Below are 22,798 nucleotides of genomic sequence, written 5' to 3' on the forward strand. Positions count from 1 at the left end.
TATGATGCGATGTCCCGCAGCGGTCAGTCGCTTTGCCTGGGTGAGATTGCTGGTGGTGAATCTGCTGCGCCTGCTGATCCTGGTGCTGGCTGTGAGCGGTCCGCTGACCGGGCTGGCGAGCGAGCAGGCGACCAGATCCGCGTCGAATACCATCACAGCTAAGCCCGGTGAAAGCGCCCGGATTTCACTTAATTTTCAGGCGATAGCGCTGCGCAGTGTGTTGCAGTTACTGGCGGATTATCAGGGGGTCAATCTGGTGGTGTCGGATAGTGTGCAGGGTGAGCTGACGCTGCGCCTGGAGGATGTCACCTGGCAGCAGGCTCTGAATCTTATCCTGCGACACAGCGGGCTGGAGATGCAACGGGTGGATGGTGTGATGCTGATTGCGCCGCAGGATGAGTTTGCCCGTCAGGCCCAGCACCACAGGGAGCAGGCGCAGCTCCTGGCACCGCTGCATAGCCAGGTGGTCACGGTGCATTATGCCAGAGCGCAGGACATGGCGGCGATCATTGCGACGGACGGTAATTTTGGCCTGCTGTCTGAGCGCGGTTCGCTTAGCGTTGATGAACGCACCAATGCGCTGCTGGTGCGCGATCTGGCACCGAACGTTGCGGATATCGCGAGAATGGTCAAAGCGCTCGATGTGCCGGTCAAGCAGGTGCAGATTGAGGCGCGCATTGTCAGCATCAATGAAGGTGATTTGGATGAGCTGGGGGTACGCTGGGGATTTCATTCTTCCCCCGCGCATGGCCGGATAGGGGCCTCTCTGGAGGAGAATCTGTTTGCCGGCGCAGGCCTGGCGGATGAGTCGGGCGATCTGGCACTGGAAGACCGTCTCAACGTCAATCTGGCGGCCACCTCACTGAATGCGTCCACGATTGCGTTTCAGGTGGCGCGCCTTGGCTCTGACACCTTGCTTGATCTTGAACTGTCGGCTTTGCAGCGTGAGTCGAAAGCGGAAATTATCTCCAGTCCGCGTCTTATCACCACTAATCAACAGCCGGCTTTTATTGAGCAGGGCACAGAAATTCCGTATCTGGAGTCGTCGTCGAGCGGGGCGACCAGCGTGGCGTTTAAAAAGGCGGTGCTGAGCCTCAAGGTGACCCCGCAGATTACGCCGGATAATCGACTGGTGCTGGATTTGAATGTCACTCAGGACCGGCCGGGGGAAGTGGTGCAGACCGGAACTGGTGAAGCGGTTGCCATTAACACTCAGCGTATCGGTACCCAGGTGCTGGTTAATGACGGTGAAACCGTGGTGCTGGGCGGTATTTTCCAGCACAGTGTCACCCATACGGTGGATAAGGTGCCGCTGCTGGGGGACTTGCCGTGGCTGGGGGCATTGTTCCGGCGCAGTTACCAGCAAAGTGGTAAAGGTGAGCTGCTGATCTTCGTCACGCCGAAAGTTGTGATTCAGTAACTTACCCGTCAATATTGGTGGTCGGTAAAAATTAAAGTTGCATTACTGGCACCATATCTAGATAATTTCGGGTCTTATCACGAAATATCTGTGAGGAATAGGTGCCACAAGCAATCCTATCGCTGACTTCTGTCCGGCGTAACCTTGTGGCGATGTCATTGAATTAACGTTGTAAATTACTGCTAAACATGGCTGAAAAACGCAATATTTTCCTTGTTGGCCCAATGGGCGCTGGCAAAAGCACAATTGGTAGACACCTGGCTCAGCAACTGCATATGGAGTTTGTTGACTCTGATACTGTGATTGAAGAGCGCACTGGCGCAGATATCGCATGGGTATTTGATGTCGAAGGTGAAGAGGGCTTCCGTAAACGCGAAGAAGCTGTGATTAATGATCTCACTGAGCAGCAAGGTATTGTTCTTGCCACCGGTGGTGGTTCTGTGAAAAGCAAAGAGAACCGCAACCGTCTATCTGCACGTGGCATCGTTGTTTACCTGGAAACCACCATCGAGAAGCAACTGGCGCGTACCAATCGCGACAAAAAACGTCCGTTGCTGCAGACTGACAACCCTCGCGAAGTCCTGGAAGGCCTGGCGGGTGATCGTAACCCACTGTATGAAGAGATCGCAGATATTACTGTACGCACTGATGATCAAAGTGCAAAAGTGGTAGCCAACCAGATCGTAAAAATGCTAGAAGAACATTAAGTTGTTCTTTGACGTGGAGTGCATACCATGGAACGGATTACGGTCAGCTTAGATGAACGTAGCTACCCTATCTCTATTGGCGCCGGATTGTTCAATGATCCGGCTCTTCTTTGTCTGTCGGCAAAGCAAAAAGTCCTGATTATCACTAACCATACCGTGGCCCCACTGTATGCGGATAAACTGACAGTGATGCTGGATAGCCTCGGTTGTCAGTCGGCAGTGCTTGAACTACCGGATGGCGAGCAATACAAAACTCTCGACACCTTTAATACCATCATGAGTTATCTGCTTGAGCACAACTACAGCCGCGATGTGGTGATTGTCGCGCTCGGTGGCGGCGTGATTGGTGATTTGGTTGGATTTGCCTCGGCGTGTTATCAACGCGGAGTCGACTTCATCCAGGTGCCGACCACACTGTTATCGCAGGTCGATTCATCGGTCGGCGGTAAGACCGCGGTTAACCATCCGCTGGGCAAAAACATGATCGGTGCTTTCTATCAACCGAAAGCGGTGCTGATTGATACCCAGTGTCTGTCAACGTTGCCGGAGCGTGAGTTTGCGGCCGGGATGGCAGAGGTGATCAAATACGGCATCATTTATGATCAGGATTTCTTTGTCTGGCTGGAGCAGAACATGTCTGCGCTCTACGCTCTGGATGAAGAGGCGCTGACCTACGCTATTGCGCGCTGTTGCCAGATTAAAGCTGAAGTTGTGGCGCAGGATGAGAAAGAAGCGGGTATCCGTGCTCTGCTCAACCTCGGACACACGTTCGGTCACGCGATTGAGGCTGAGCTCGGCTACGGTAACTGGCTGCACGGTGAAGCGGTCGCTGCAGGCACTGTGATGGCGGCCAAAACCGCTCAGTTACAGGGGCTGATTAGCGAGCCGGAACTGGAGCGCATCAAAGCTATTCTGCTGCAGGCCAAACTGCCTATCCATACTCCGGACAGCATGTCGTTCGATGATTTCATCAAGCACATGATGCGGGATAAAAAAGTATTGGCAGGTGAGCTACGCTTAGTATTACCGACTGGTATTGGTACCTCTGAAGTAGTGAAAGGCGTACCGCAAGCCATCATTCAACAGGCGATCGATTACTGCCGCACGGTATAAACCTGTCTCGGGCTGCAGTCATCCCGTCTTATCACTAGGATAAGTCATGAGTTTGGCACATGAGTTGACACTGGATTCTCAGGTGGAGTTGCTGGAACGCTTGCAGCTCCTGACCCGGTATAGTTCCAATTTTGTCAATGTCGCCGGAAGCAAAGGCGCCGGAAAATCCTGGCTTGCCCAACGTTTTCTGGAGCACTGGGCTGAGGATAAAAATCAGTCTTTGCTGATGTGCCATCCTAATCAGGATGACGAGCAGCGCCGTACCACCATTCTCAATCAGCTGGTTTCTGACCCGCTGTTTAACCCCAAAGATTCCCTCAGCGATAGCTTCTCTGCTCTGTTTGCCGACAGCAGCTGTGATGTTGTGATTGTGGTCGACGATGCCCACTTGTTGTCAGACGTCCTGCTGTCAGAGCTATGGATGTGGCTGCTTGAAGCGCAAAGCCATCCGTTATGGCGTGTTAATGTGGTGCTGTTTTCACTGCCAAGTCGTCTGGATACCTTACTGACCCGGCTCAGCTATGGTCAGGAGTTAAAACCGGTCGATCTGGAAATTGAGTCGCTTTCACAACCTGAGGCGGACAGACTGTTTGAACAGCGTGTTATGCGTTATGTTGATGATGACAGGGAACGCCAGGTTCGTCAGGCGTTTAAAAAGGTCAAGCGGTTACCGGGAGACATTATGGCGCTCGCAGAGCAGAAGATGGAAAAACGCATCGTGATTCGTTCAATCATAGGTTCACCTCTCAATATCGCCTTGCTGGTGATTTTACTGCTGTTGTTGATCGGTGGTGGTTACTGGTGGATGTGGTCGCAGCCGTCCGCAGATGAGACTGCGCAGCAACTAACACAAGGGATTGAACAGACGGCAATTCCAACCCTGGAATCAAATGAGCAGGTGCGGATGGACGATGTGGCCGCCGAGGCTGCCGATAACCGAACCCGGGCCGATGATGATTCATCAGCCCTGCCGCCGGCGGTGATCGAATCGAGCGAAGGGGTGGGCAAGGCTGATGGTGATCAGCAGCGCGTCGTGATTACGTCTGATGTGGTCGATGCGCTGCTGGATGACAAAGCGGCAGTGCCAGCCCAATCTCAGTCTCAACCGCAAGCCAGCGCCGACGCGGCACCGCAAAACAGCGCTGCAGCGGCTGAAAGCGAAACGAACGACCAGGCTGCTGGCGCTGAAAATAGTGCCGCCGAGGCCGGTCAGAGCGATAGGCCGGTGCGTTTTTCATTCGGGCGGGACGAGCTTAATGCCATGTCGCCACGCAGCTACACCTTGCAACTGGCTGCGGTGAACTCATTGCCGGAAGTGCAGCGTTTTATCGACCAGTATCAATTACAGGGCGAGGTGAATGTGTATCCGACGGTGCGTAATGACACCGAATGGTACATTATCACGTACCGCAACTATGCGACGATTCAGCTGGCGCGTGATGCGGTTGAGACTCTGCCGCAGCCGCTGCAGTCACTCGGCCCGTGGGCTAAGTCACTCAGCCAGGTACAACGCGAGATTGCCCGCGGTCAGTAAAAGGCACACATTCTCGGGCTATTCGCGTCTTACGGCGCCAATTACGTTGGGTCTGACCTGAAAATATGTTACATTCCGCAGCCTTATTTTTTCGGTGATTGATTAGAGCAGTAGATGAAGAAGCAGCGTGCCTTTCTGAAATGGGCTGGAGGAAAATTTAGCCTGGTTGAAGACATTCAACGTCACCTGCCGCCAGCGGAGCAGCTGGTTGAACCGTTTGTCGGTGCAGGATCTATTTTTCTCAATACCGAGTTTGAACGCTACCTGCTGGCGGACATTAATCCGGATCTGATCAACCTGTACAACCTGCTCAAGCAGAGTCCACAGCAATATATCGATGAAGCACGGCGCTGGTTCGTGGCCGATAACAATCGCAAAGATGCGTATTTGTCTATCCGGGCCGAATTCAATCAGAGCGATGATGTGATGTACCGTTCGCTGGCGTTTCTGTACATGAACCGTTTCGGTTTTAACGGCTTGTGCCGTTACAACAAGAAAGGTGGCTTTAACGTGCCGTTCGGTTCGTACAAAAAACCGTATTTTCCGCACGCCGAGCTGGAATTTTTTGCCGAGAAAGCCCAGCGAGCGACCTTTGTCTGTACCAGCTATGTCGACACCTTTGCCCGCGCGGATGAGAACAGTGTGGTCTATTGTGATCCGCCGTACGCACCGCTCTCCAACACCGCCAACTTTACCTCCTATGCCGGTAACGGCTTCTCTCTTGATGATCAGGCGGCGCTGGCTGACGTGGCGGAAAAAACCGCTTCTGAACGCGGTATCCCGGTGCTGATTTCCAACCACGATACCATCCTGACCCGCCGGCTGTATCACGGCGCGCAGCTCAATGTGGTGAAGGTCAAACGTACCATTAGCCGCAACGGAGCCGGGCGTAATAAAGTCGATGAGCTGCTGGCGCTGTTTAATCCGCGTGCGCTGAGTGCCGCCCGCGACTGAAAGATCCTGCCGCTATCTGACGATCCTTGCCTTGCTGCTAGGATCTCGCCGCTCGCTTAGGTAGAATGCGAACATAAACTGTTCATCGTATTCCATCGCCTAAGAGGTCAGGTATGAAAGATTTTCTCATTGCGCCATCCATTCTCTCCGCTGATTTTGCCCGTCTCGGAGAAGACGTCGAACGTGTACTTGCGGCCGGTGCCGACGTCGTTCACTTCGATGTGATGGACAATCACTACGTACCTAACCTGACGTTCGGTGCGCCAATCTGTAAAGCGCTGCGCGACTACGGCATCACCGCTCCGATTGATGTGCATCTGATGGTTAAGCCGGTCGATCGCATCATTCCCGATTTTGCCAAAGCCGGTGCGTCGATGATCACTTTCCATGTTGAAGCGTCTGAACACGTTGACCGTACCCTGCAACTGATTAAAGAGCATGGCTGTAAAGCCGGTGTCGTGCTTAACCCGGCCACCTCTCTCAGCCATCTGGATTACCTCATGGACAAAGTGGACATGATTCTGCTGATGTCAGTGAATCCGGGTTTTGGCGGTCAGTCCTTCATTGCGCATACCCTGGATAAACTGCGTGCAGTACGCAAGCTTATCGATGCCAGCGGGCGCGATATCCGGCTTGAAATCGACGGCGGAGTCAAAGTGGACAACATTCGCGAAATCGCCGCCGCCGGTGCCGATATGTTCGTCGCCGGTTCGGCGATTTTTGGCCAGCCGGATTATCAGGCAGTGATTGCCGAAATGCGCGCTGAACTGGCCCGGGTTGAATAACCGACTTGGTCACCATGATTACTCTTAATCAGCCTCATGATTATAACCAGCCTAGGAAGAATATTTTGAACCAGATTAAACTGATTGCTTTTGATCTCGACGGTACTTTGCTCGACAGTGTGCCGGATCTTGCGGTTGCGGCTGACCAGGCCGTGCGTGCTTTGGGTTACCCTGGCGTGTCTGAACTGCAGGTGCGCGATTACGTCGGTAATGGCGCCGATGTGCTGATTGGCCGCGCGCTGAGCCAGAGCCTGACTATAGATCCAGAGCTGAGCGCCGCAACCCGCAACCAGGCGCGCGCTCTGTTTGACGACTTCTATGAGCAGACCGGCCACAAGCTGAGCCATCTGTACGCGAATGTCAAACAGACGCTGAGCGAGCTGCATGATGCCGGTTTCACCCTGGCAGTGGTGACCAATAAACCGTCTAAGTTTGTGCCGCATATCCTCGAGCAACATGGCATCGACGGCTTTTTCAGCGATGTGATCGGTGGTGATACCTTCCCGCATAAAAAACCGGATCCGATGGCACTCAACTGGCTGCTGGAAAAACATCAGCTCAGTGCAGCGCAGATGCTGATGGTCGGCGATTCCAAAAATGACATTCTGGCGGCTAAAAATGCCGGCTGCGCGTCGTTTGGTCTGACTTATGGCTACAACCATGGTGAGCCGATTGCCAATGCTGGTCCGGATGTGGTCGCGGATAACATTGCCGAACTGCTGGAACTCCTGGCGGTTTGCGCCTAAAGTTGGCAATCTTCTCTGGCAAAATACTCGTTAATGAGTACACTGCTGAATTACTGTTTTCGAATTAACACCCGCCCGCTCTAGCCTGGCGGGTGTTATTACAGATTTGTTCTGTCTTATCTCATTTTAAGTAACAAGGAAATCATTCTCATGAGCAAACCCATCGTATTGAGTGGTGTTCAACCGTCAGGTGAACTTAGTATCGGTAACTACCTGGGTGCTCTACGTCAGTGGCAACAAATGCAGGACGATTATGATTGTCAGTACTGTGTGGTGGATCTGCACGCGATTACGGTTCGTCAGGATCCTAAAGCGCTGCATGAAGCGACCCTGGACGCGCTGGCAATTTGTCTGGCGGTTGGCGTTGATCCGCAAAAGAGCACGCTGTTTGTCCAGTCACATGTACCGGAGCATGCTCAATTGGGTTGGGTGCTGAACTGTTACACGCAAATGGGTGAACTGAACCGCATGACTCAGTTCAAAGATAAGTCAGCCCGTTACGCCAATGATGTTAACGTGGGTCTGTACGATTACCCGGTTTTGATGGCGGCCGATATTCTGCTGTACGGTGCCCACCAGGTACCGGTTGGCAGCGACCAGAAACAGCATCTGGAACTGGCGCGTGATATCGCGACTCGTTTCAATAACATCTACAGCCCGGATGCGCCAATCTTCACCGTACCAGAGCCGTATATTCCGGAAGTGAATGCGCGCGTAATGAGTCTGCAGGATGCGACTAAGAAGATGTCGAAATCCGACGACAACCGTAAGAACGTGATCACCCTGCTGGAAGAGCCGAAGTCGATCATCAAGAAGATTAACAAAGCGCAAACGGATACCGATACACCGCCACGCATTGCTTATGATGCGCAGAATAAAGCGGGCATTGCGAACCTGATGGGCCTGTATGCAGCAGCGACCGGTAAGACATTTGCCGAGATCGAAGCCGAGTACGCCGGGGTGGAAATGTACGGCCCGTTTAAGAAAGATGTCGGCGAAGCGCTGGTGGCCATGCTGGAACCTGTGCAAGCAGAGTACCACCGTGTGCGTGCGGACCGCGCATTCCTGGACAGTGTGATGCGAGATGGTGCCGAGAAAGCCTCTGCCCGTGCTTACGAAACCCTGAAACAGGTTTACCAAGCGGTCGGCTTTGTTGCTCGTCCGTAAGCGCGAATGCATGAGTTATCAGCCCTGGCTTCGGCCGGGGCTTTTTTTGTTCCGCGTCAGGTAGGTCAGGAGAACGCAGGTTGAGACAGCGGCGGCCTGACGAAAAACCCGTGTAATCAAGGCTTAATCTAAGCGTCATCTCAATTGTTACTCGCTCTGTTTAAAATGCATGTATCCGGCCGGTTGTCCGCATTCGCCGTACGGCAAAGGTCGCTGTCAGGCGCCACGCTGAGCCGATAAAGCGCAGCATAGGTGATTGAGGGGGCTTAGGTCCCCTTATTTATGGCAGCTCGACGCCGGTGAGCGGCATGGCGCAGACAAAAACAGTCATGATTAGCGGCAAAACGCTTTTATTGATTGAATCCGCATCGGGGATTTGTAGAATGCGGGGGTTGTTCTCTAACCTGTAACACCACTATGCTTCTGATTATCGATAACTATGATTCGTTCACCTATAACTTGTACCAGTACTTTTGCGAACTGGGCGCAAAGGTTGAGGTGGTGCGTAACGATGAGATCTCGCTCGAACAGATTGAAGCAATGGCGCCAAGCCATCTGGTGATTTCGCCCGGGCCGTGTACGCCCAATGAAGCCGGTATTTCACTGGCGGCGATTGCGCATTTTGCCGGCAAGCTGCCGATGCTTGGCGTGTGTCTGGGCCATCAGGCGATTGCACAGGTATTTGGTGGTGAAGTGGTGCGTGCCCGTCAGGTGATGCATGGTAAAACCTCACCGATCCGACATACCGGACGCAGTGTATTCGCTGGTCTGAACAATCCGCTCACTGTGACCCGCTATCACTCGCTGGTGGTCAAAAACGGTACTTTGCCGGATTGTTTTGAGCTGACCGCCTGGACTGAACTGGCCGATGGCAGCGTGGATGAGATCATGGGCTATCAGCACAAAACCCTGCCGATTGACGCGGTGCAGTTTCACCCGGAATCGATTAAAACCGAACAAGGCCACGAGTTGCTGGCGAATTTCCTCAAGCGCTGAGCGCGCAAATCTTTCTTTTTCCTCTCAGCCTGGCGGTATATCCGGCGGGCTGATTCCTGATCGCGATCACTTTTCTTAACATTTTCGTCATTAAATTTACCTTTTTTCTGTGTTGAAAATTTATGCGCCGCACATCCTGCCAATGCCTTGCCAGCGCTGATGGATACAGGGCTCAAATGAGGTTTTTTCGCTCATTGTTAAAAAGTGCTTCATAAAAGAGTTTACATGGTGCATAAATAATCATGAGTGGTGAGGATTGTGAGCTTAAATGCTAAGCTGAAAGAATAATTCACTATTGAATTGGTTAATATTTTGTAAATACAATGCTGCATCTGCTTAAACGCAACACAAAATCTTATGAGTAAGGTTTTGCGAAGGAGAGCCTTTTTGCCAGGCATGCGGTATTGATAAGGAATGGGTAATGACAGTGGAAAATAAAGTAGATCGTGGTTTGTTTGATGAGGTGATGGTGCCTTGTTATAACCCGATGGAGTTCATCCCGGTTAAGGGCGAAGGTTCACGTGTTTGGGATCAGCAGGGTAAAGAGTACATCGACTTTGCCGGCGGTATCGCAGTGAGCTGTTTGGGGCACTGTCATCCGGCTATGGTGAAAGCGCTGACTGAACAGGGCAACAAAATCTGGCACCTCAGCAACGTGATGACCAATGAGCCTGCGCTGCGTCTGGCAAAAAAACTGACCGAGGTCAGCTTTGCGGAAAAAGTATTCTTTGCTAACTCTGGCGCAGAAGCGAACGAGGCGGCCCTGAAGCTGGCCCGTCGTTATGCGGCAGATGTGTATGGTGCGCAAAAATCGGAAATCATCGCATTTAAACAGGGTTTCCACGGCCGTACTTTCTTTACTGTCACCGTGGGCGGCCAGGAAGCATACTCGGACGGCTTTGGTCCAAAACCGGGCGATGTGACGCACCTGCCTTATAACGATATCGAAGCGCTGCAGGCACACATCTCTGATCGCACCTGTGCCATCATGATGGAGCCGCTGCAGGGCGAAGGCGGCATCGTGTCGCCGAACCCTGAATTTGTCCAGGCGGTGCGTGAGCTGTGTGATAAACACAACGCCCTGCTGATTTTTGATGAAGTACAGACCGGTAACGGCCGTACCGGTGATTTCTATGCTTATCAGGGCATTGGCGTGACTCCGGATATTCTCAGCACCGCCAAATCACTGGGCGGCGGTTTCCCAATCGGCGCCATGCTGACCACGACTAAATTGGCGCAGCACATGAAAGTGGGCGTACACGGCTCGACGTATGGTGGTAACCCGCTGGCTTGTGCTGTGGCAGAGGCGGTGGTGGATATCGTCAGCCAACCTGAGACGCTGGCGGGGGTTAAGCAGCGTGAAGCTCTGCTGCGTGCCGGACTGGAGAAAATCAACGCCAAATACAACCTGTTTAAAGAGATCCGTGGTAAAGGTCTGCTGCTGGGTGCGGCACTGAACGATGAGTGGCAAGGCCGCGCGCGTGATGTGTTGGTGGCGGCTGGTCAGCAAGGCCTGATGCTGCTGGTGGCAGGTGCGTCTGTGGTGCGTATGACACCATCACTGGTGATCACAGAGCAAGAAATTGAACAAGGCTTAGCACGACTGGATAAAGCGATTGCGACGCTAGTTTAAGCGAGCCGGAGCACTGTATCCTAGCCAGCAGATGGCGCGGATACAGTGTGTTATCAGGCTGACAGGCGCGGGCCTGTCTGCATCTGGAGGGAATATAGATGCTTGTTGTTCGCCCCATTGCAATGTCTGATTATGACGCGCTGCATACCTGCGCGGTTGAATCGGGACATGGTTTCACCTCATTGCCGGTCAACCAGGAACTGTTGACCAACCGCATTACCCATTCCGAATACAGTTTTAGCAAATCCAATGTGACCGAGCCGGGAGACGAAGGCTACCTGATGGTTGGCTTTGACTCCGAAAGCGGTGAAGTGGCCGGTACCACCGGTATTGAAGCGGCGGTTGGCTGGGACATGCCCTGTTACTCTTATCACATCAGTACCATAGTGCATTCTTCACCTAAACTCGGCGTCAACAATGTGGTCAAGTTACTGACGTTTGGCAACAACTACACCGGTTGCTCCGAGATCTGCACCCTTTACCTGCGCCCGGCGTTTCGTCAGGGGCTGAACGGGCGTCTGATGTCGAAGTGCCGTTTTCTGATGATGGCAGAACACCCGGAGCGCTTTTCGCAAACCATATTCGCCGAAATGCGCGGCGTGTCGGACGAGCAGGGTAACTCGCCGTTCTGGCAGTGGCTGCAGGAACACTTTTTTTCGATTGATTTCACCATGGCGGATTATCTGACCGGGATTGGCAAAAAAGGCTTTATTGCCGATCTGATGCCCAAACTGCCGATCTACATCAACCTGCTGAGTAAAGAAGCGCAGGCCGTGATTGGTCAGGTGCATGAGAAAACCCGCCCGGCATTAGCCTTACTGGAAAAAGAGGGCTTTACCTGCCGCAACTATGTCGACATTTTTGATGCCGGTCCGTCGGTCGAGTGCGATTTACGCAATATCGAATCGGTGCGCGAGTCGGTGCGGGCTAAGGTTGAAGTGGCTGCGCACTCCAGTTCGCAGACGTTTTTGATGTGTAACAGCTCATTTGAACAGTTTCGTGCCACCGCAGCGAAAGCAGCGCATAACCGCGAAAACGGCACCGTCATTATTGCGCCGGACGTCGCTCTAGCGCTCCAGGTGGAAACCGGTGACTGGGTGCGGATTCTGGCCCAGTAGGCCCCATTTACAAGACAAGTTAAGGATGTAACACATGACTCAGTGGATTGCCGGTCAATGGGTGGCTGGCCAGGGTGAACATTTCACCTCTCTAAGCCCATACAACCAGGAAGTAGTCTGGCAGGGGGACTGCGCGACACCAGCTCAGGTTGAAGCGGCGGTCAGTGCCGCGCGCAGCGCACTGCTGAGCTGGAAGCAACGTTCGTTTGCTGAGCGTGAACAGGTCGTGCTGGCGTTTGCTGAGCAGGTGAAAGCCAACAGCGAGATGATCGCCGAAGTCATTGCCAAAGAAACCGGCAAACCATTGTGGGAAACCCGCACTGAAGCGGCGGCGATGGCCGGTAAAATTGCGATTTCTATTCGTGCTTATCATGACCGTACCGGCGAAAGTGTGCGTGAGGCGGCGGGCAACCAGATTGTGCTGCGCCATCGCCCGCTCGGCGTCATGGCGGTATTCGGGCCATATAATTTCCCGGGTCATTTGCCGAACGGACACATTGTACCGGCGCTGCTGGCGGGTAATACTGTGGTGTTTAAGCCGTCAGAGCAGACGCCGTGGACCGGTGAAATAGCGATGAAACTGTGGCAGCAGGCCGGATTGCCGGATGGTGTGCTTAACCTGGTTCAGGGCGGAAAAGAGACTGGCATCGCTTTAGCGCAGTCAAAAGGCATTGATGGCCTGCTGTTTACCGGCAGCGCTCATACCGGTCATTTGTTGCACCGTCAGTTCGCCGGTCAGCCGGGTAAGATGCTGGCGCTGGAAATGGGCGGCAATAACCCTATGGTGATCTCTGAGCAGTATGGCGATCTGGACTCGACCGTGTACACCATACTGCAATCCGCTTTTATCAGTGCCGGGCAGCGTTGTACCTGCGCGCGGCGGTTGTACATTCCCGCCGGAGAGAAAGGCGATGCGCTGCTGGTACGTCTGGTTGAGGCGACCCGCAAGCTGCGTATTGACCAGCCGTTTGCCGAGCCGGCGCCATTTATGGGCCCGCAAATCTCGGTTGCGGCGGCTGAGGTGATTCTCGCTGCGCAGGCCCGTCTGGTTGAGCTTGGTGCTGAGCCTTTGATTGAGGCTCGTGCGCTGCAGGCGGCGTTTGTGACACCGGGGATTATTGATGTGACCGCGGTGCGTGAACTACCGGATGAAGAAGTGTTCGGGCCGTTGCTGCAGGTAGTGCGTTACCACGGCCTTGAGCAGGCTGTTGCGCTGGCCAATGATACCCAGTTTGGTTTGTCAGCCGGTCTGGTCAGTACCGATGACAACGAGTGGCAGTATTTCGTCGACCATATTCGTGCCGGTATTGTTAACCGTAACCGGCAACTGACCGGCGCGAGCGGAGATGCGCCGTTTGGCGGGCCGGGTGCGTCCGGTAACCTGCGTCCGAGTGCCTACTATGCCGCCGACTACTGCGCTTATCCGATGGCTTCGATGGAAGGGTCTGCGACCGAGCTGCCGGCGACGCTCAGCCCGGGCATCGAACTGTGAGTTCAGGGGCTGGCCAAGTGCCGGCCCGGTAGTTGCTATCACTGTGCCGCCCTGTCGGGTGGTGAACGCTAATGCACGCGCTGGCGTGCTGATAAGGAGGCGTTATGACGCCAACAGATCTGTTTCAATCTCTGTGGAATGATTACATTGACCGTCTTTGTCCTTCGGCGGACAAAGTGCATCAGTTGCTGGAAGAAGACGAAGCACTGATCAATGACCATATTGCCCTGCGTACCTTCAATCTGGCGCCATTAGGCCTGGAGACTCTTGCCCGGCCGTTTATCGAGCTGGGTTATCAGGCGTGCGGCGAGTATCTGTTTGAGAGTAAAAAACTGGTGGCCAAACATTATGAGCATCCGGATCCGTTGCAGCCGAAAGTGTTTATCAGTGAACTCAAAGTGGCAGAGTGCTCAGCGCAGTTGCAGGCCATTGTACAGGGGCTGGTGGCTCAGGTTGATGAGCGTCAACTGACGGGCAGTGATTTTCTCTTCGGCGGGCGCTTATGGGAGTTAAGCTACGCGGATTATCAGGTGCTGGCCGCTGAGAGCGAGTATGCCTCCTGGCTGGCAGCACACGGTTATGGTGCCAACCATTTCACCGTCAATGTCAATCAGCTCAAGCATCTGCATGAAGTGCAGCAGGTTAATGATCACCTGCGCCAGGCCGGATTTACCATCAACGAATCGGGCGGCGAAGTAAAAGGGTCGCCGCAGGTATTGCTCGAACAGTCCTCGACCATGGCGGATAAGGTTGAGGTGCGTTTTAGTGAGGGGAGCTATACCATCCCGGGCGGTTTTTATGAGTTCGCCAAACGTTATCCGCTGCCGGATGGTAAGTTGTACACCGGCTTTGTCGCGGCCTCGGCCGATAAGATTTTCGAAAGTACAGACAGCCGCTAGAGAGCCTGCTTGGTACCCTAAGCTCAATAATTAGGTACCTTGAGCTCAATAATTAGGTGCCGTGAGCTCAATAATTAGGTATCTGAAAGTAATCACCTGGTGTCCTGAACGCTATAAAAAAGCCACCGCGAGGTGGCTTTTGCAATCTTGTCTATTTGCCGTATGGGCTTAACGCGTGCCGTAAACCACGATGGTTTTACCGTGCGCAGAAATCAGGTTCTGCTCTTCCAGCATCTTCAGGATACGGCCAACGGTTTCACGTGAACAGCCGACAATCTGACCGATTTCCTGGCGGGTAATCTTGATTTGCATACCATCCGGGTGGGTCATCGCATCTGGTTGTTTCGCCAGGTTCAGCAGAGTCTGCGCGATACGGCCCGTTACGTCCAGGAACGCCAGATCGCCTACTTTTTGGCTGGTGACTTGCAGACGGCGCGCCATCTGACCAGAAAGACGCATCAGGATATCAGGGTTAACCTGAATCAACTGACGGAATTTCTTGAACGAAATTTCAGCCACTTCACAAGGAGATTTGGCACGAACCCAGGCAGTACGCTCTTGGCCTTCTTCAAACAAGCCAAGTTCACCGATGAAATCACCTTGGTTCAGGTAAGACAGAATCATCTCCTTACCTTCTTCATCTTTGATCAGTACCGCAACAGAACCTTTAACGATGTAGTACAGGGTTTCTGCTTTTTCGCCCGCGTGAATCAGCGTGCTTTTTGAAGGGTACTTATGAATGTGACAATGGGAAAGAAACCACTCTAGTGTTGGGTCGGTTTGAGGTTTACCTAGAACCATAATATCTCACTTCCTCTGCAGGGTACGCTTGCTGCTATCCATATTTTAGCGAAGCCTTATTCAACGGATTCTCTAGAATAAGAGGACTTTATTATTGCTGCAAGTTATCTTGTGTTTCGGTTTAGAATAGTATCCTTTTTCCAACACGATTTCTTGACTTTAATCGTGTTGGAGACCGGATAATGTACGCAAAACTGTGCCCATGATCACGGTATGAAAAGTAAGCGACAGCCTCAGCCGATTTTTCCTGATTCTATCAGTTGTTCCAGCAGTGGCCGTACGATCAGCTCCATCGCGAAGCTCATTTTACCGCCCGGAACCACGATGGTGTTGTGGCGTGACATAAACGAGCCGTCAATCATCGCCAGTAGGTAGGGATAGTCGACATTTTTAATCCCGCGCACCCGGATCACCACAAAACTTTCATCCAGGCTCGGGATGCCTTTGGCGTTGAGCGGGTTAGAGGTATCGACCGTCGGTACGCGCTGGAAGTTGATGTGGGTGCGGGAAAACTGCGGTGTGATGTAGTTGAGGTAGTCATCCATCGAACGCACGATGGAGTCCATCACCGCTTCACGTGAGTGGCCGCGGTCGCGGGTATCACGCACGTATTTCTGAATCCATTCCAGGTTGACGATAGGCACCATGCCGATCAGAAAATCGACATGCTGAGCGACATTGATGTCACCATCGACGACTCCGCCGTGCAGACCTTCGTAGAACATGATGTCTGAGTTCTGTGGCAGATCCTGCCACGGGGTAAAGGTGCCCGGCATCTGATTGTAAGGGACCGCTTCGTCAAAGGTGTGCAGATAACGGCGAATCTGGCCGGTACCGGACTTACCATACTGACGGAAGAAGCCTTCCAGCGCGGCAAAATCGTTGGCCTGAGGGCCGAAGTAGCTGATATGGCGCCCTTGCTCCCGTGCTTTACGGATTTCGACGTCCATCTCCGGACGGGTAAAACGGTGAAAACTGTCACCTTCCACCCAGGCCGGCCGGATGTCCATCATATTGAACATCTTGCGAAAGGCTTCTGAGGTGGTGGTGGTGCCCGCGCCCGATGAACCGGTCACGGCAATAATTGGGTGTTTCGCTGACATGACAGACCTTGTCTCTGATTCCTTAACGAGGCTGTGTAATTTCACAGCCTGAGTCGAAACACTATAGCACGGAAACGGTGAGCGGGTGATGGCTTAAGCGCGGTTGGTTTTGATATCGACCGTTTCATGCAGTTCAGAGTAAACAATTACCGCATCACCGCGCTGCAGCTGGGATCTGACCTGATCGACTTTATCCTGCAGCGAAACTTCTTGTGCACCGTAGTCGGTGCCTTCACGTAACACGAATTCGCGGATCAGGCTGTCTAACGTGTCGGGGTCAATTTGTTGCCAGGGAACAATCATAAATATCTCATACTTTTATGATGGATGAACAGGGCGATTATATCAGTTTTTATCGCGCAGGCAGGCATAGTAAGCGGGCAGGGCTTGTTCGAGCCAGAACACCGGTTTGAGCAGGCTACCGCTGACAAAGCCGACGTGGCCACCCTGCTCGAACAGACGATAGTCAATGTTATCCGGCAGGATAAATTTCGGGATCACTGCATCGGTCATAAAGGGGTCGTCTTTGGCATGAATGATCTGGGTCGGCACGCGGATATCCTGCAATTTATGAATCCCTGAACAGCGCTGGTAATAATCGCTGGCATCACGAAAACCGTGCAGTGGGGCGGTGATCAGGTCGTCAAACTCCTGCAGGCGGGTGACACGCTTTATATTGTGGTAAGACAGCCCGAGTTCACCTTTCAGCAGGTGATGCTTTTTGAGCGCGGTATTTTTCAGTGATGAGAGCAGATAGGTACGGTACAACTTGGAGAAGCCGTGCTCAATCCGCTCTGAGCAGGCGGCCAGGTCAAGCGGCGCCGAGACGATAGTCGCGGCGCTCAGGATCGGATCCTGGTTGTAATGGGCGAGGTAATTAACCAGCATGTTGCCACCGAGTGAGATGCCGACCGCGATAATGGTCTGCTGCGGGAAGCGCTCACGGATGTTCTCCAGCACGAAGCGCGCATCTTCCACCTCGCCGGAATGATAAGCACGTGCCAGGTGGTTGGGTTTACCACTGCAGCCGCGAAAGTGCATCATCACGGACAGCCAGCCATCCTGGGCAAAAGCGTGCATCAGGCCATTGGCATACGGACTGTAAAAGCAGCCTTCCAGACCATGGAACAGTACGAACACGGGCTTATTACCGCGGGTATGCTGCGGGTCTTCACTCCAGGCCAGATCGAGAAAATCACCGTCCGGCGTGTCCAGTGTCTGCCAACAAGGTTCGAACAGTGCCTTTTTGCGGATAAAGCGCGGCAATAAGGTTTGCAGGTGGGGATTCTTCAGGCCGGTCGCGGCAACAAATTGGGTCATAGTTCAGCCAATACAAAGTGTTTAAATGAGTATATACCCTAATAATCGGCTGTTCGAATTTTGCCGCGCAGCCCTGTCTGGGCGCAGTGGTGAGCGCTCAGAATGAAGCCGGAACGGGTTTACCGAAAATGGTGGCCAGATGTTCGGCACCGAGCTGGCGACAGTAGCGTAAGGTCAGTACTTCGCCGTGATTGATGGTCAGGGTATGACGGTTGATGACCTCAATAAGGTCAGACTGCTGCTGCTTCTCAAGCTGCAGTTCAAACTGCAGCGCTTCGCGGTATAAAGTATCGGTCAGATTGTTTTTGAGCTTGCGGCGCAGTTCGCGGTAGTGATGGAGCAGGGTTTCGGTTCTGGCAATGCCTTCAATCAGTGATTGCCAGTCCTGTTCCTGCAAGGTGAGCTGCTGCTCGTCGAGATATTTAAGCAGCAGCAGTAAGTTCACATTGCCGTTAAAGTTATTCTGTAAGCTGAGACACGCCTCTTTGACCTCGCGTACGCTGTAGTATTGCAAACTGAATTGCCACAATCTTTCTAACGTGAGGGATAGTGTGACGTGTTCTTGGCTCATTGAATGTTGAACTCCTGTTCCATCTCTTCCAGGGCTTCCTGCTCACTCATCCAGTCACCTTCGACCTGTTCCAGTTCGGATTTGGCGCTGGCCTGAGTTGCGAGAACCTGATTAAGTTTAGCTTTATTTTCCGCGTCATACAGTGCGGAATCGGATAATTGTTGTTCTGCCTCGGCAATGGTGGCGTTCAACTTATCCATTTTTGCTTCCAGTTGTGTCAGCTTTTTGCGAATTGGCGCGGTCAGCTTGCGGAAATCTGCTTCACGTCGTTTCTGCTCTTTTTTCGCTGCGGCACTGTTGGTGTTGTCTTTGGCCGGAGCCTGCGCTGCACTCTCTTTACGATCGGCTTTTTGTTGTTCAGTCAGCCACTTATAGTAGTCGTTCAGATCGCCATCAAACGGTGCGACTTGTTGGTCATGTACCAGGTACAGGTCATCGGTGGTCGCGCGCAGCAGATAGCGGTCGTGGCTGACGATCACCATCGCCCCCTCGTAGCTTTGCAGAGCCAGGGTCAGGGCCTGGCGCATGTCGAGGTCGAGGTGGTTGGTCGGTTCGTCGAGCAATAGCAGGTTGGGCTTTTGCCATACGATCAGCGCTAATACTAAACGCGCCTTTTCCCCACCGGAGAAGGGGCCGACTTTATCCAGCGCTTTATCGCCGTGAAAACCAAAGCTGCCGAGATAGTTACGTAACTCCAGTTCGTTTTTGTCTGGTGCGATTTGCATCATATGCTGCAGCGGCGTCTCTTCCGGGTGCAGTGTTTCCAGCTGATGCTGGGCAAAGTAACCAATCTTGACGCCTTGCGAGTAGGTCAGATCGCCACCTTGCGGATTGAGCTCGCCCGACAAGAGTTTAATCAGGGTTGATTTACCTGCCCCGTTACGGCCCAGCAGACCGATGCGGCTGCCCGGAACCAGATTCAGGCGAATTTTTTCCAGAATCAGATGGTCGCCGTAACCTGCACTGACCTGATCCATCATCATAATCGGGTTAGGTAGAGCGGCCGGCTCACGGAACTCAAAACTGAACGGGTTATCGAACTGGGCCGGCAGAACCTGTTCCATTTTCTCCAGCGCTTTGATGCGGCTCTGTGCCTGACGCGCTTTGGAAGCTTTGTAGCGGAAACGGTCGATGTAGCTTTGCATGTGTGCCATCTGTTTCTGCTGTTTCTGGTACATGGCCTGTTGTTGCAGCAGTTTCTGCGCACGCTGGGTTTCAAACGAGGAGTAGTTACCGGTGTACTCGTTGAGTTTCTCGTTTTCGATGTGAATAATCCGCCCGACAATCGGGTCCAGAAAGTCACGGTCGTGGGAAATCAGCAGCAGCGTGCCCGGATAGCTTTGCAGCCAGCGTTCCAGCCACATCACAGCATCCAGATCCAGGTGGTTGGTCGGTTCATCGAGCAGCAGCAGGTCCGAGCGGCAAATCAGCGCCTGAGCCAGGTTAAGGCGCATACGCCAGCCACCGGAAAACTGGGTCAGATTCCACTCCATCTGCTCCTGGCTGAAGCCCAGACCATCGAGCAGTTCGGCTGCGCGGGCACGGATGCTGTAACCGCCGATGGTTTCCAACTGACCATGCAGCTCAGCCACGCGGGTGCCCTGATCCTGTTGCTCAGCCAGATGTAACTGGCGTTCCAGCTCGCGGTATTCGCGGTCACCGTCAATCACGTACTCCAGCGCAGTGCGTTCCAGAGCCGGAGTTTCCTGCGCTACCCAGGCCAGTTCCCAGTGTGCGGGCTGGTTAAAACTGCCGGCATCTATGGTCAGCTCGTCTTTCAGCAGCGCAAACAGGGTGGATTTACCGCAGCCGTTTTTACCCACCAGGCCGACTTTATCGCCGGGATGAATGGTCGCTGAAGCTGCATCAAGCAGTGGTTTGCCACCGCGCAGTAACTGAATATCGGAGAAGGTAATCATAATAATGCCGTCTGTTCTGGTATTAAATTTTCGCCCGGAATAGTAGGGGCAATAAGGATAAATGTCGATCATTATACAAATTACGTTATGATGCTCAGTAACCGTTTGATAACCACAGGGAGTGTGCTCAACGAATGGCAAACCCAGAGACCGTGGCTGACAACAAGCCCAAAGTATTGGTGGTGTATGCTCACCCTGAGCCGGATCACTCGGTCGCCAATCAGATCATGATCAAAAAGATCAAGCACCTTGAGCATGTCTCGGTGCTGGATCTCTACGCCACCTATCCTGATTTCTTCATCGACGTCAATCGTGAGCACCAGCGCGTGCTGCAGTACGACGTGATTGTGTTGCAACATCCGCTGTATATGTATTCCTGTCCTGCTTTGCTCAAAGAGTGGATTGATCGTGTGCTGGGCAAAGGTTTTGCCTTTGGCGATGAGAGTGCCATGAAAGGCAAGATCTGGCGCAGCGTGGTCACCACCGGCGGTAACCAAGATGCATTCAGCCATCACGGCTACAACCGTTACTCGATGCGGGAAATTCTGCAGCCGTTTGAACTGACCGCCGCGCTGTGCTGTATGGAATGGATGGAACCACTGATTCTGTACTGGGCGCGTAACGTCAGTGAAGAGGAACGTTATCAGCATGCCGAGCAATACCATCAGTGGTTGCTCGACCCGCTGGGGCAGACAGGAGTGAGTGATGGCCGCACTGACCGGTGATTTTTTGCAAAGTGCTGTGGTGTTCCTGACTTCGGCGGTCGTTGCGGTGCCGCTGGCACAGCGCGCCGGGCTTGGCTCGGTGCTCGGCTATCTATTGGCCGGAGTGGCGATTGGCCCGTGGGGGGCTCGGGCTGATCAGTGATGTGAATGCGATTCTCCATTTCGCCGAATTCGGCGTGGTGCTGCTGCTGTTTCTGATTGGCCTGGAGCTGAATCCGAAAAAACTGTGGCAGATGCGCGGCCCAATCCTCGGCCTTGGCGGCGCTCAGGTGGTGGTGACCGGTGCGGTGTTATCCAGCCTGGCCTGTCTGCTCGGCATGAGCTGGCAGAGCAGCCTGGTGGTGGGCCTTGGCCTTGCCCTTTCTTCCACCGCGATCGCATTGCGCGTGATTGACGAGCAGGGACTGAGCCGCAGTGAGACCGGACAGTCGGGCTTTGCGGTTTTGCTGTTTCAGGACATTGCGGTGATTCCCATTCTGGCACTGATGCCGGTGCTGGCCGGTAGCTCCGGGGGGAACTGGCTGGACGGCGTGTGGATGCTGTGCGGCATCATCGGCCTGCTGGTCGGCGGCCACTATCTGCTCAGCCCGCTGTTTCGTTATATTGTGCTGAGCGGGGTGCGTGAACTGTTTACCGCCGCGGCACTGCTGCTGGTGGTCGGGATTGCGCTACTGATGCAAAACCTGGGCTTGTCGATGGCGCTGGGTACTTTCCTGGCGGGTGTCCTGCTGGCCGAAAGCGAGTTCCGCCATGAGCTGGAAATTGCTATCGAACCGTTTAAAGGCTTGTTACTTGGCCTGTTCTTTATTGCGGTTGGCATGGCGGTTGACCTCGGTATGCTGATGACCATGCCTGTGCAGATCCTGCTGGCGGTGACCGGCCTGGTGGTGGTCAAAGGCCTGATTCTTTATGCGCTGGCGCGTTTATCCGGCACCCGGGCGAAAGCGCGCAGCAGCATGGCGGCGATTCTCAGTCAGGGCGGCGAGTTTGCCTTTGTCATTTTTACTGCCGCGAGTCATGAAGGCTTACTGGCAGCGGAGCAGGTTTCATTTTTGCTGGTGGTGGTCAGTTTATCCATGGTGACCACGCCGCTGATTCTGACCATACAACGTCAATGGTTTGCCCGTCGTCTCAACAGTGCAGCGGATGAAACGCTCGATAGTGATGTGTTCAATAAAGAGCCACGTGTGATTATTGCCGGTTTCGGCCGTTTCGGGCAGATTGTCGGCCGTTTGATGTTTGCCAATAAGATTAAGGTGACGGTGCTGGAAAGCGATGCGAGCCAGATCAAATTGCTGCGCAAATATGGTTATAAAGTGTTTTATGGTGACGCGACTCAATTAGAATTGCTGCGCGCCGCCGGGGCCGAGGATGCAGAAGCGATAGTGATCTGTACTGATGCGCCGGATGAGGTGATGAAAATCGTCGCTCTGTGTCAGCACCATTTCCCGCGCCTGAAAATTCTTGCCCGTGCCCGCAGCCGGGTCGAAGCCTATCAGCTGATGAATCACGGTGTAGAGTGTTACTCACGCGAAATGTTCCTCGGTGCGCTCGACTTGGGGCGGCAGGCACTGGTTTCTCTCGGTATGCATCCGTATGAAGCCAAGCGGGCCGAAGCGCATTTTCGTCGTCTCGATCATGCCATGCTTGAAGAGCTGCTGCCGCAGCATACTGAGGGCACCAAACTGGGGTTGCGTGCTAAAGAAGCACGTAAAGAGCTGGAAGAGATATTTGGCCGTGAGATGGATAATGATCGTCAGTCGCGCGGCTACTGGGAACAATAACAGGATCAAAT

The 22,798-nt window shown here is 53.5% G+C and carries 20 protein-coding genes and 1 pseudogene; 15 read left to right on the forward strand and 6 right to left on the reverse strand.

Features of this window, described 5'->3' with window-relative positions; translation table 11 throughout:
• Window positions 1-4 precede the first annotated feature (4 nt).
• From KNV97_RS20150 to KNV97_RS20210, 13 genes are all read left to right on the forward strand, one after another.
• Entirely contained in the window at window positions 5-1,420 is a 1,416-nt protein-coding gene (locus KNV97_RS20150; protein WP_407701912.1) for a type IV pilus secretin PilQ, read from the forward strand.
• A 188-nt stretch (window positions 1,421-1,608) separates the two neighbouring features.
• A complete protein-coding gene (aroK, locus tag KNV97_RS20155; RefSeq protein WP_136485260.1) occupies window positions 1,609-2,127 on the forward strand; it encodes a shikimate kinase AroK in 519 nt (172 codons plus the stop codon).
• 27 nt (window positions 2,128-2,154) lie between these two features.
• Window positions 2,155-3,240, forward strand: coding sequence for a 3-dehydroquinate synthase (aroB, locus tag KNV97_RS20160; RefSeq protein ID WP_218562653.1), 1,086 nt, complete (start codon window positions 2,155-2,157; stop codon window positions 3,238-3,240).
• Between the two features lie 46 nt (window positions 3,241-3,286).
• Entirely contained in the window at window positions 3,287-4,774 is a 1,488-nt protein-coding gene (locus tag KNV97_RS20165) for an SPOR domain-containing protein (protein ID WP_218562654.1), read from the forward strand.
• Between the two features lie 114 nt (window positions 4,775-4,888).
• A complete protein-coding gene (locus KNV97_RS20170; protein WP_218562655.1) occupies window positions 4,889-5,728 on the forward strand; it encodes a Dam family site-specific DNA-(adenine-N6)-methyltransferase in 840 nt (279 codons plus the stop codon).
• A gap of 113 nt (window positions 5,729-5,841) precedes the next feature.
• Entirely contained in the window at window positions 5,842-6,513 is a 672-nt protein-coding gene (rpe, locus tag KNV97_RS20175) for a ribulose-phosphate 3-epimerase (protein ID WP_136485252.1), read from the forward strand.
• A gap of 65 nt (window positions 6,514-6,578) precedes the next feature.
• Complete coding sequence (locus tag KNV97_RS20180) at window positions 6,579-7,259, forward strand: phosphoglycolate phosphatase (RefSeq protein ID WP_136485250.1); 681 nt, start codon at window positions 6,579-6,581, stop codon at window positions 7,257-7,259.
• Window positions 7,260-7,409: 150 nt separating this feature from the next.
• Window positions 7,410-8,426 carry a tryptophan--tRNA ligase gene (gene trpS / locus KNV97_RS20185; protein WP_136485248.1) on the forward strand — a complete coding sequence of 339 codons (1,017 nt, stop codon included), beginning with the start codon at window positions 7,410-7,412 and terminating at the stop codon, window positions 8,424-8,426.
• A gap of 417 nt (window positions 8,427-8,843) precedes the next feature.
• Window positions 8,844-9,422, forward strand: coding sequence for an aminodeoxychorismate/anthranilate synthase component II (locus tag KNV97_RS20190; RefSeq protein ID WP_218562656.1), 579 nt, complete (start codon window positions 8,844-8,846; stop codon window positions 9,420-9,422).
• A gap of 421 nt (window positions 9,423-9,843) precedes the next feature.
• Entirely contained in the window at window positions 9,844-11,055 is a 1,212-nt protein-coding gene (locus KNV97_RS20195) for an aspartate aminotransferase family protein (RefSeq protein WP_218562657.1), read from the forward strand.
• Between the two features lie 98 nt (window positions 11,056-11,153).
• Complete coding sequence (astA, locus tag KNV97_RS20200) at window positions 11,154-12,173, forward strand: arginine N-succinyltransferase (protein WP_136485241.1); 1,020 nt, start codon at window positions 11,154-11,156, stop codon at window positions 12,171-12,173.
• Window positions 12,174-12,207: 34 nt separating this feature from the next.
• Window positions 12,208-13,665: a succinylglutamate-semialdehyde dehydrogenase gene (gene astD / locus KNV97_RS20205; RefSeq protein ID WP_218562658.1), complete on the forward strand. Its 1,458-nt coding sequence runs from the start codon at window positions 12,208-12,210 to the stop codon at window positions 13,663-13,665.
• Between the two features lie 104 nt (window positions 13,666-13,769).
• On the forward strand, window positions 13,770-14,564 hold the full coding sequence (locus tag KNV97_RS20210; protein WP_136485237.1) for a DUF1338 domain-containing protein: 795 nt from the start codon (window positions 13,770-13,772) through the stop codon (window positions 14,562-14,564).
• Window positions 14,565-14,732: 168 nt separating this feature from the next.
• On the opposite strand, the gene crp is transcribed toward KNV97_RS20210, so the two are convergent.
• The 6 genes from crp to KNV97_RS20240 all read right to left on the reverse strand — a co-directional run bounded on the left by crp (window position 14,733) and on the right by KNV97_RS20240 (window position 20,278).
• Entirely contained in the window at window positions 14,733-15,365 is a 633-nt protein-coding gene (gene crp, locus KNV97_RS20215) for a cAMP-activated global transcriptional regulator CRP (RefSeq protein ID WP_004728582.1), read from the reverse strand.
• Window positions 15,366-15,598: 233 nt separating this feature from the next.
• Window positions 15,599-16,468: a phosphoribulokinase gene (locus KNV97_RS20220; RefSeq protein WP_136485235.1), complete on the reverse strand. Its 870-nt coding sequence runs from the start codon at window positions 16,466-16,468 to the stop codon at window positions 15,599-15,601.
• Window positions 16,469-16,561: 93 nt separating this feature from the next.
• Window positions 16,562-16,771, reverse strand: a complete 210-nt coding sequence (locus tag KNV97_RS20225; RefSeq protein WP_136485232.1) for a YheU family protein — start codon at window positions 16,769-16,771, stop codon at window positions 16,562-16,564.
• Between the two features lie 42 nt (window positions 16,772-16,813).
• The gene (locus KNV97_RS20230; RefSeq protein ID WP_218562659.1) at window positions 16,814-17,788 is read right to left on the reverse strand and encodes a hydrolase; all 975 of its coding nucleotides are present in this window, start codon (window positions 17,786-17,788) and stop codon (window positions 16,814-16,816) included.
• Window positions 17,789-17,885: 97 nt separating this feature from the next.
• Complete coding sequence (locus KNV97_RS20235; protein WP_136485228.1) at window positions 17,886-18,359, reverse strand: TIGR02444 family protein; 474 nt, start codon at window positions 18,357-18,359, stop codon at window positions 17,886-17,888.
• A complete protein-coding gene (locus KNV97_RS20240) occupies window positions 18,356-20,278 on the reverse strand; it encodes an ABC transporter ATP-binding protein (protein WP_218563463.1) in 1,923 nt (640 codons plus the stop codon). Before KNV97_RS20240 ends, KNV97_RS20235 begins: the two co-directional genes overlap by 4 nt.
• A gap of 134 nt (window positions 20,279-20,412) precedes the next feature.
• On the opposite strand from KNV97_RS20240, the gene kefG reads away from it, so the two are divergent.
• Window positions 20,413-21,003 carry a glutathione-regulated potassium-efflux system ancillary protein KefG gene (gene kefG, locus KNV97_RS20245; RefSeq protein ID WP_136485226.1) on the forward strand — a complete coding sequence of 197 codons (591 nt, stop codon included), beginning with the start codon at window positions 20,413-20,415 and terminating at the stop codon, window positions 21,001-21,003.
• Window positions 20,984-22,787 (forward strand): annotated as a pseudogene (gene kefB / locus KNV97_RS20250) (glutathione-regulated potassium-efflux system protein KefB). Before kefG ends, kefB begins: the two are co-directional and overlap by 20 nt.
• Window positions 22,788-22,798 lie beyond the last annotated feature (11 nt).

The organism is Vibrio ostreae (assembly GCF_019226825.1).
Classification (GTDB): domain Bacteria; phylum Pseudomonadota; class Gammaproteobacteria; order Enterobacterales; family Vibrionaceae; genus Vibrio; species Vibrio ostreae.

Coding starts and splice junctions, on each gene's coding strand:
- KNV97_RS20230 (WP_218562659.1), bottom strand. CDS start 17,788: ATGACCCAATTTGTTGCCGCGACCGGCCTGAAGAATCCCCACCTGCAA.
- KNV97_RS20165 (WP_218562654.1), top strand. CDS start 3,287: ATGAGTTTGGCACATGAGTTGACACTGGATTCTCAGGTGGAGTTGCTG.
- crp (WP_004728582.1), bottom strand. CDS start 15,365: ATGGTTCTAGGTAAACCTCAAACCGACCCAACACTAGAGTGGTTTCTT.
- rpe (WP_136485252.1), top strand. CDS start 5,842: ATGAAAGATTTTCTCATTGCGCCATCCATTCTCTCCGCTGATTTTGCC.
- trpS (WP_136485248.1), top strand. CDS start 7,410: ATGAGCAAACCCATCGTATTGAGTGGTGTTCAACCGTCAGGTGAACTT.
- kefG (WP_136485226.1), top strand. CDS start 20,413: ATGGCAAACCCAGAGACCGTGGCTGACAACAAGCCCAAAGTATTGGTG.
- aroK (WP_136485260.1), top strand. CDS start 1,609: ATGGCTGAAAAACGCAATATTTTCCTTGTTGGCCCAATGGGCGCTGGC.
- KNV97_RS20210 (WP_136485237.1), top strand. CDS start 13,770: ATGACGCCAACAGATCTGTTTCAATCTCTGTGGAATGATTACATTGAC.
- aroB (WP_218562653.1), top strand. CDS start 2,155: ATGGAACGGATTACGGTCAGCTTAGATGAACGTAGCTACCCTATCTCT.
- KNV97_RS20190 (WP_218562656.1), top strand. CDS start 8,844: ATGCTTCTGATTATCGATAACTATGATTCGTTCACCTATAACTTGTAC.
- astA (WP_136485241.1), top strand. CDS start 11,154: ATGCTTGTTGTTCGCCCCATTGCAATGTCTGATTATGACGCGCTGCAT.
- KNV97_RS20235 (WP_136485228.1), bottom strand. CDS start 18,359: ATGAGCCAAGAACACGTCACACTATCCCTCACGTTAGAAAGATTGTGG.
- KNV97_RS20170 (WP_218562655.1), top strand. CDS start 4,889: ATGAAGAAGCAGCGTGCCTTTCTGAAATGGGCTGGAGGAAAATTTAGC.
- KNV97_RS20150 (WP_407701912.1), top strand. CDS start 5: ATGCGATGTCCCGCAGCGGTCAGTCGCTTTGCCTGGGTGAGATTGCTG.
- KNV97_RS20220 (WP_136485235.1), bottom strand. CDS start 16,468: ATGTCAGCGAAACACCCAATTATTGCCGTGACCGGTTCATCGGGCGCG.
- astD (WP_218562658.1), top strand. CDS start 12,208: ATGACTCAGTGGATTGCCGGTCAATGGGTGGCTGGCCAGGGTGAACAT.
- KNV97_RS20225 (WP_136485232.1), bottom strand. CDS start 16,771: ATGATTGTTCCCTGGCAACAAATTGACCCCGACACGTTAGACAGCCTG.
- KNV97_RS20240 (WP_218563463.1), bottom strand. CDS start 20,278: ATGATTACCTTCTCCGATATTCAGTTACTGCGCGGTGGCAAACCACTG.
- KNV97_RS20195 (WP_218562657.1), top strand. CDS start 9,844: ATGACAGTGGAAAATAAAGTAGATCGTGGTTTGTTTGATGAGGTGATG.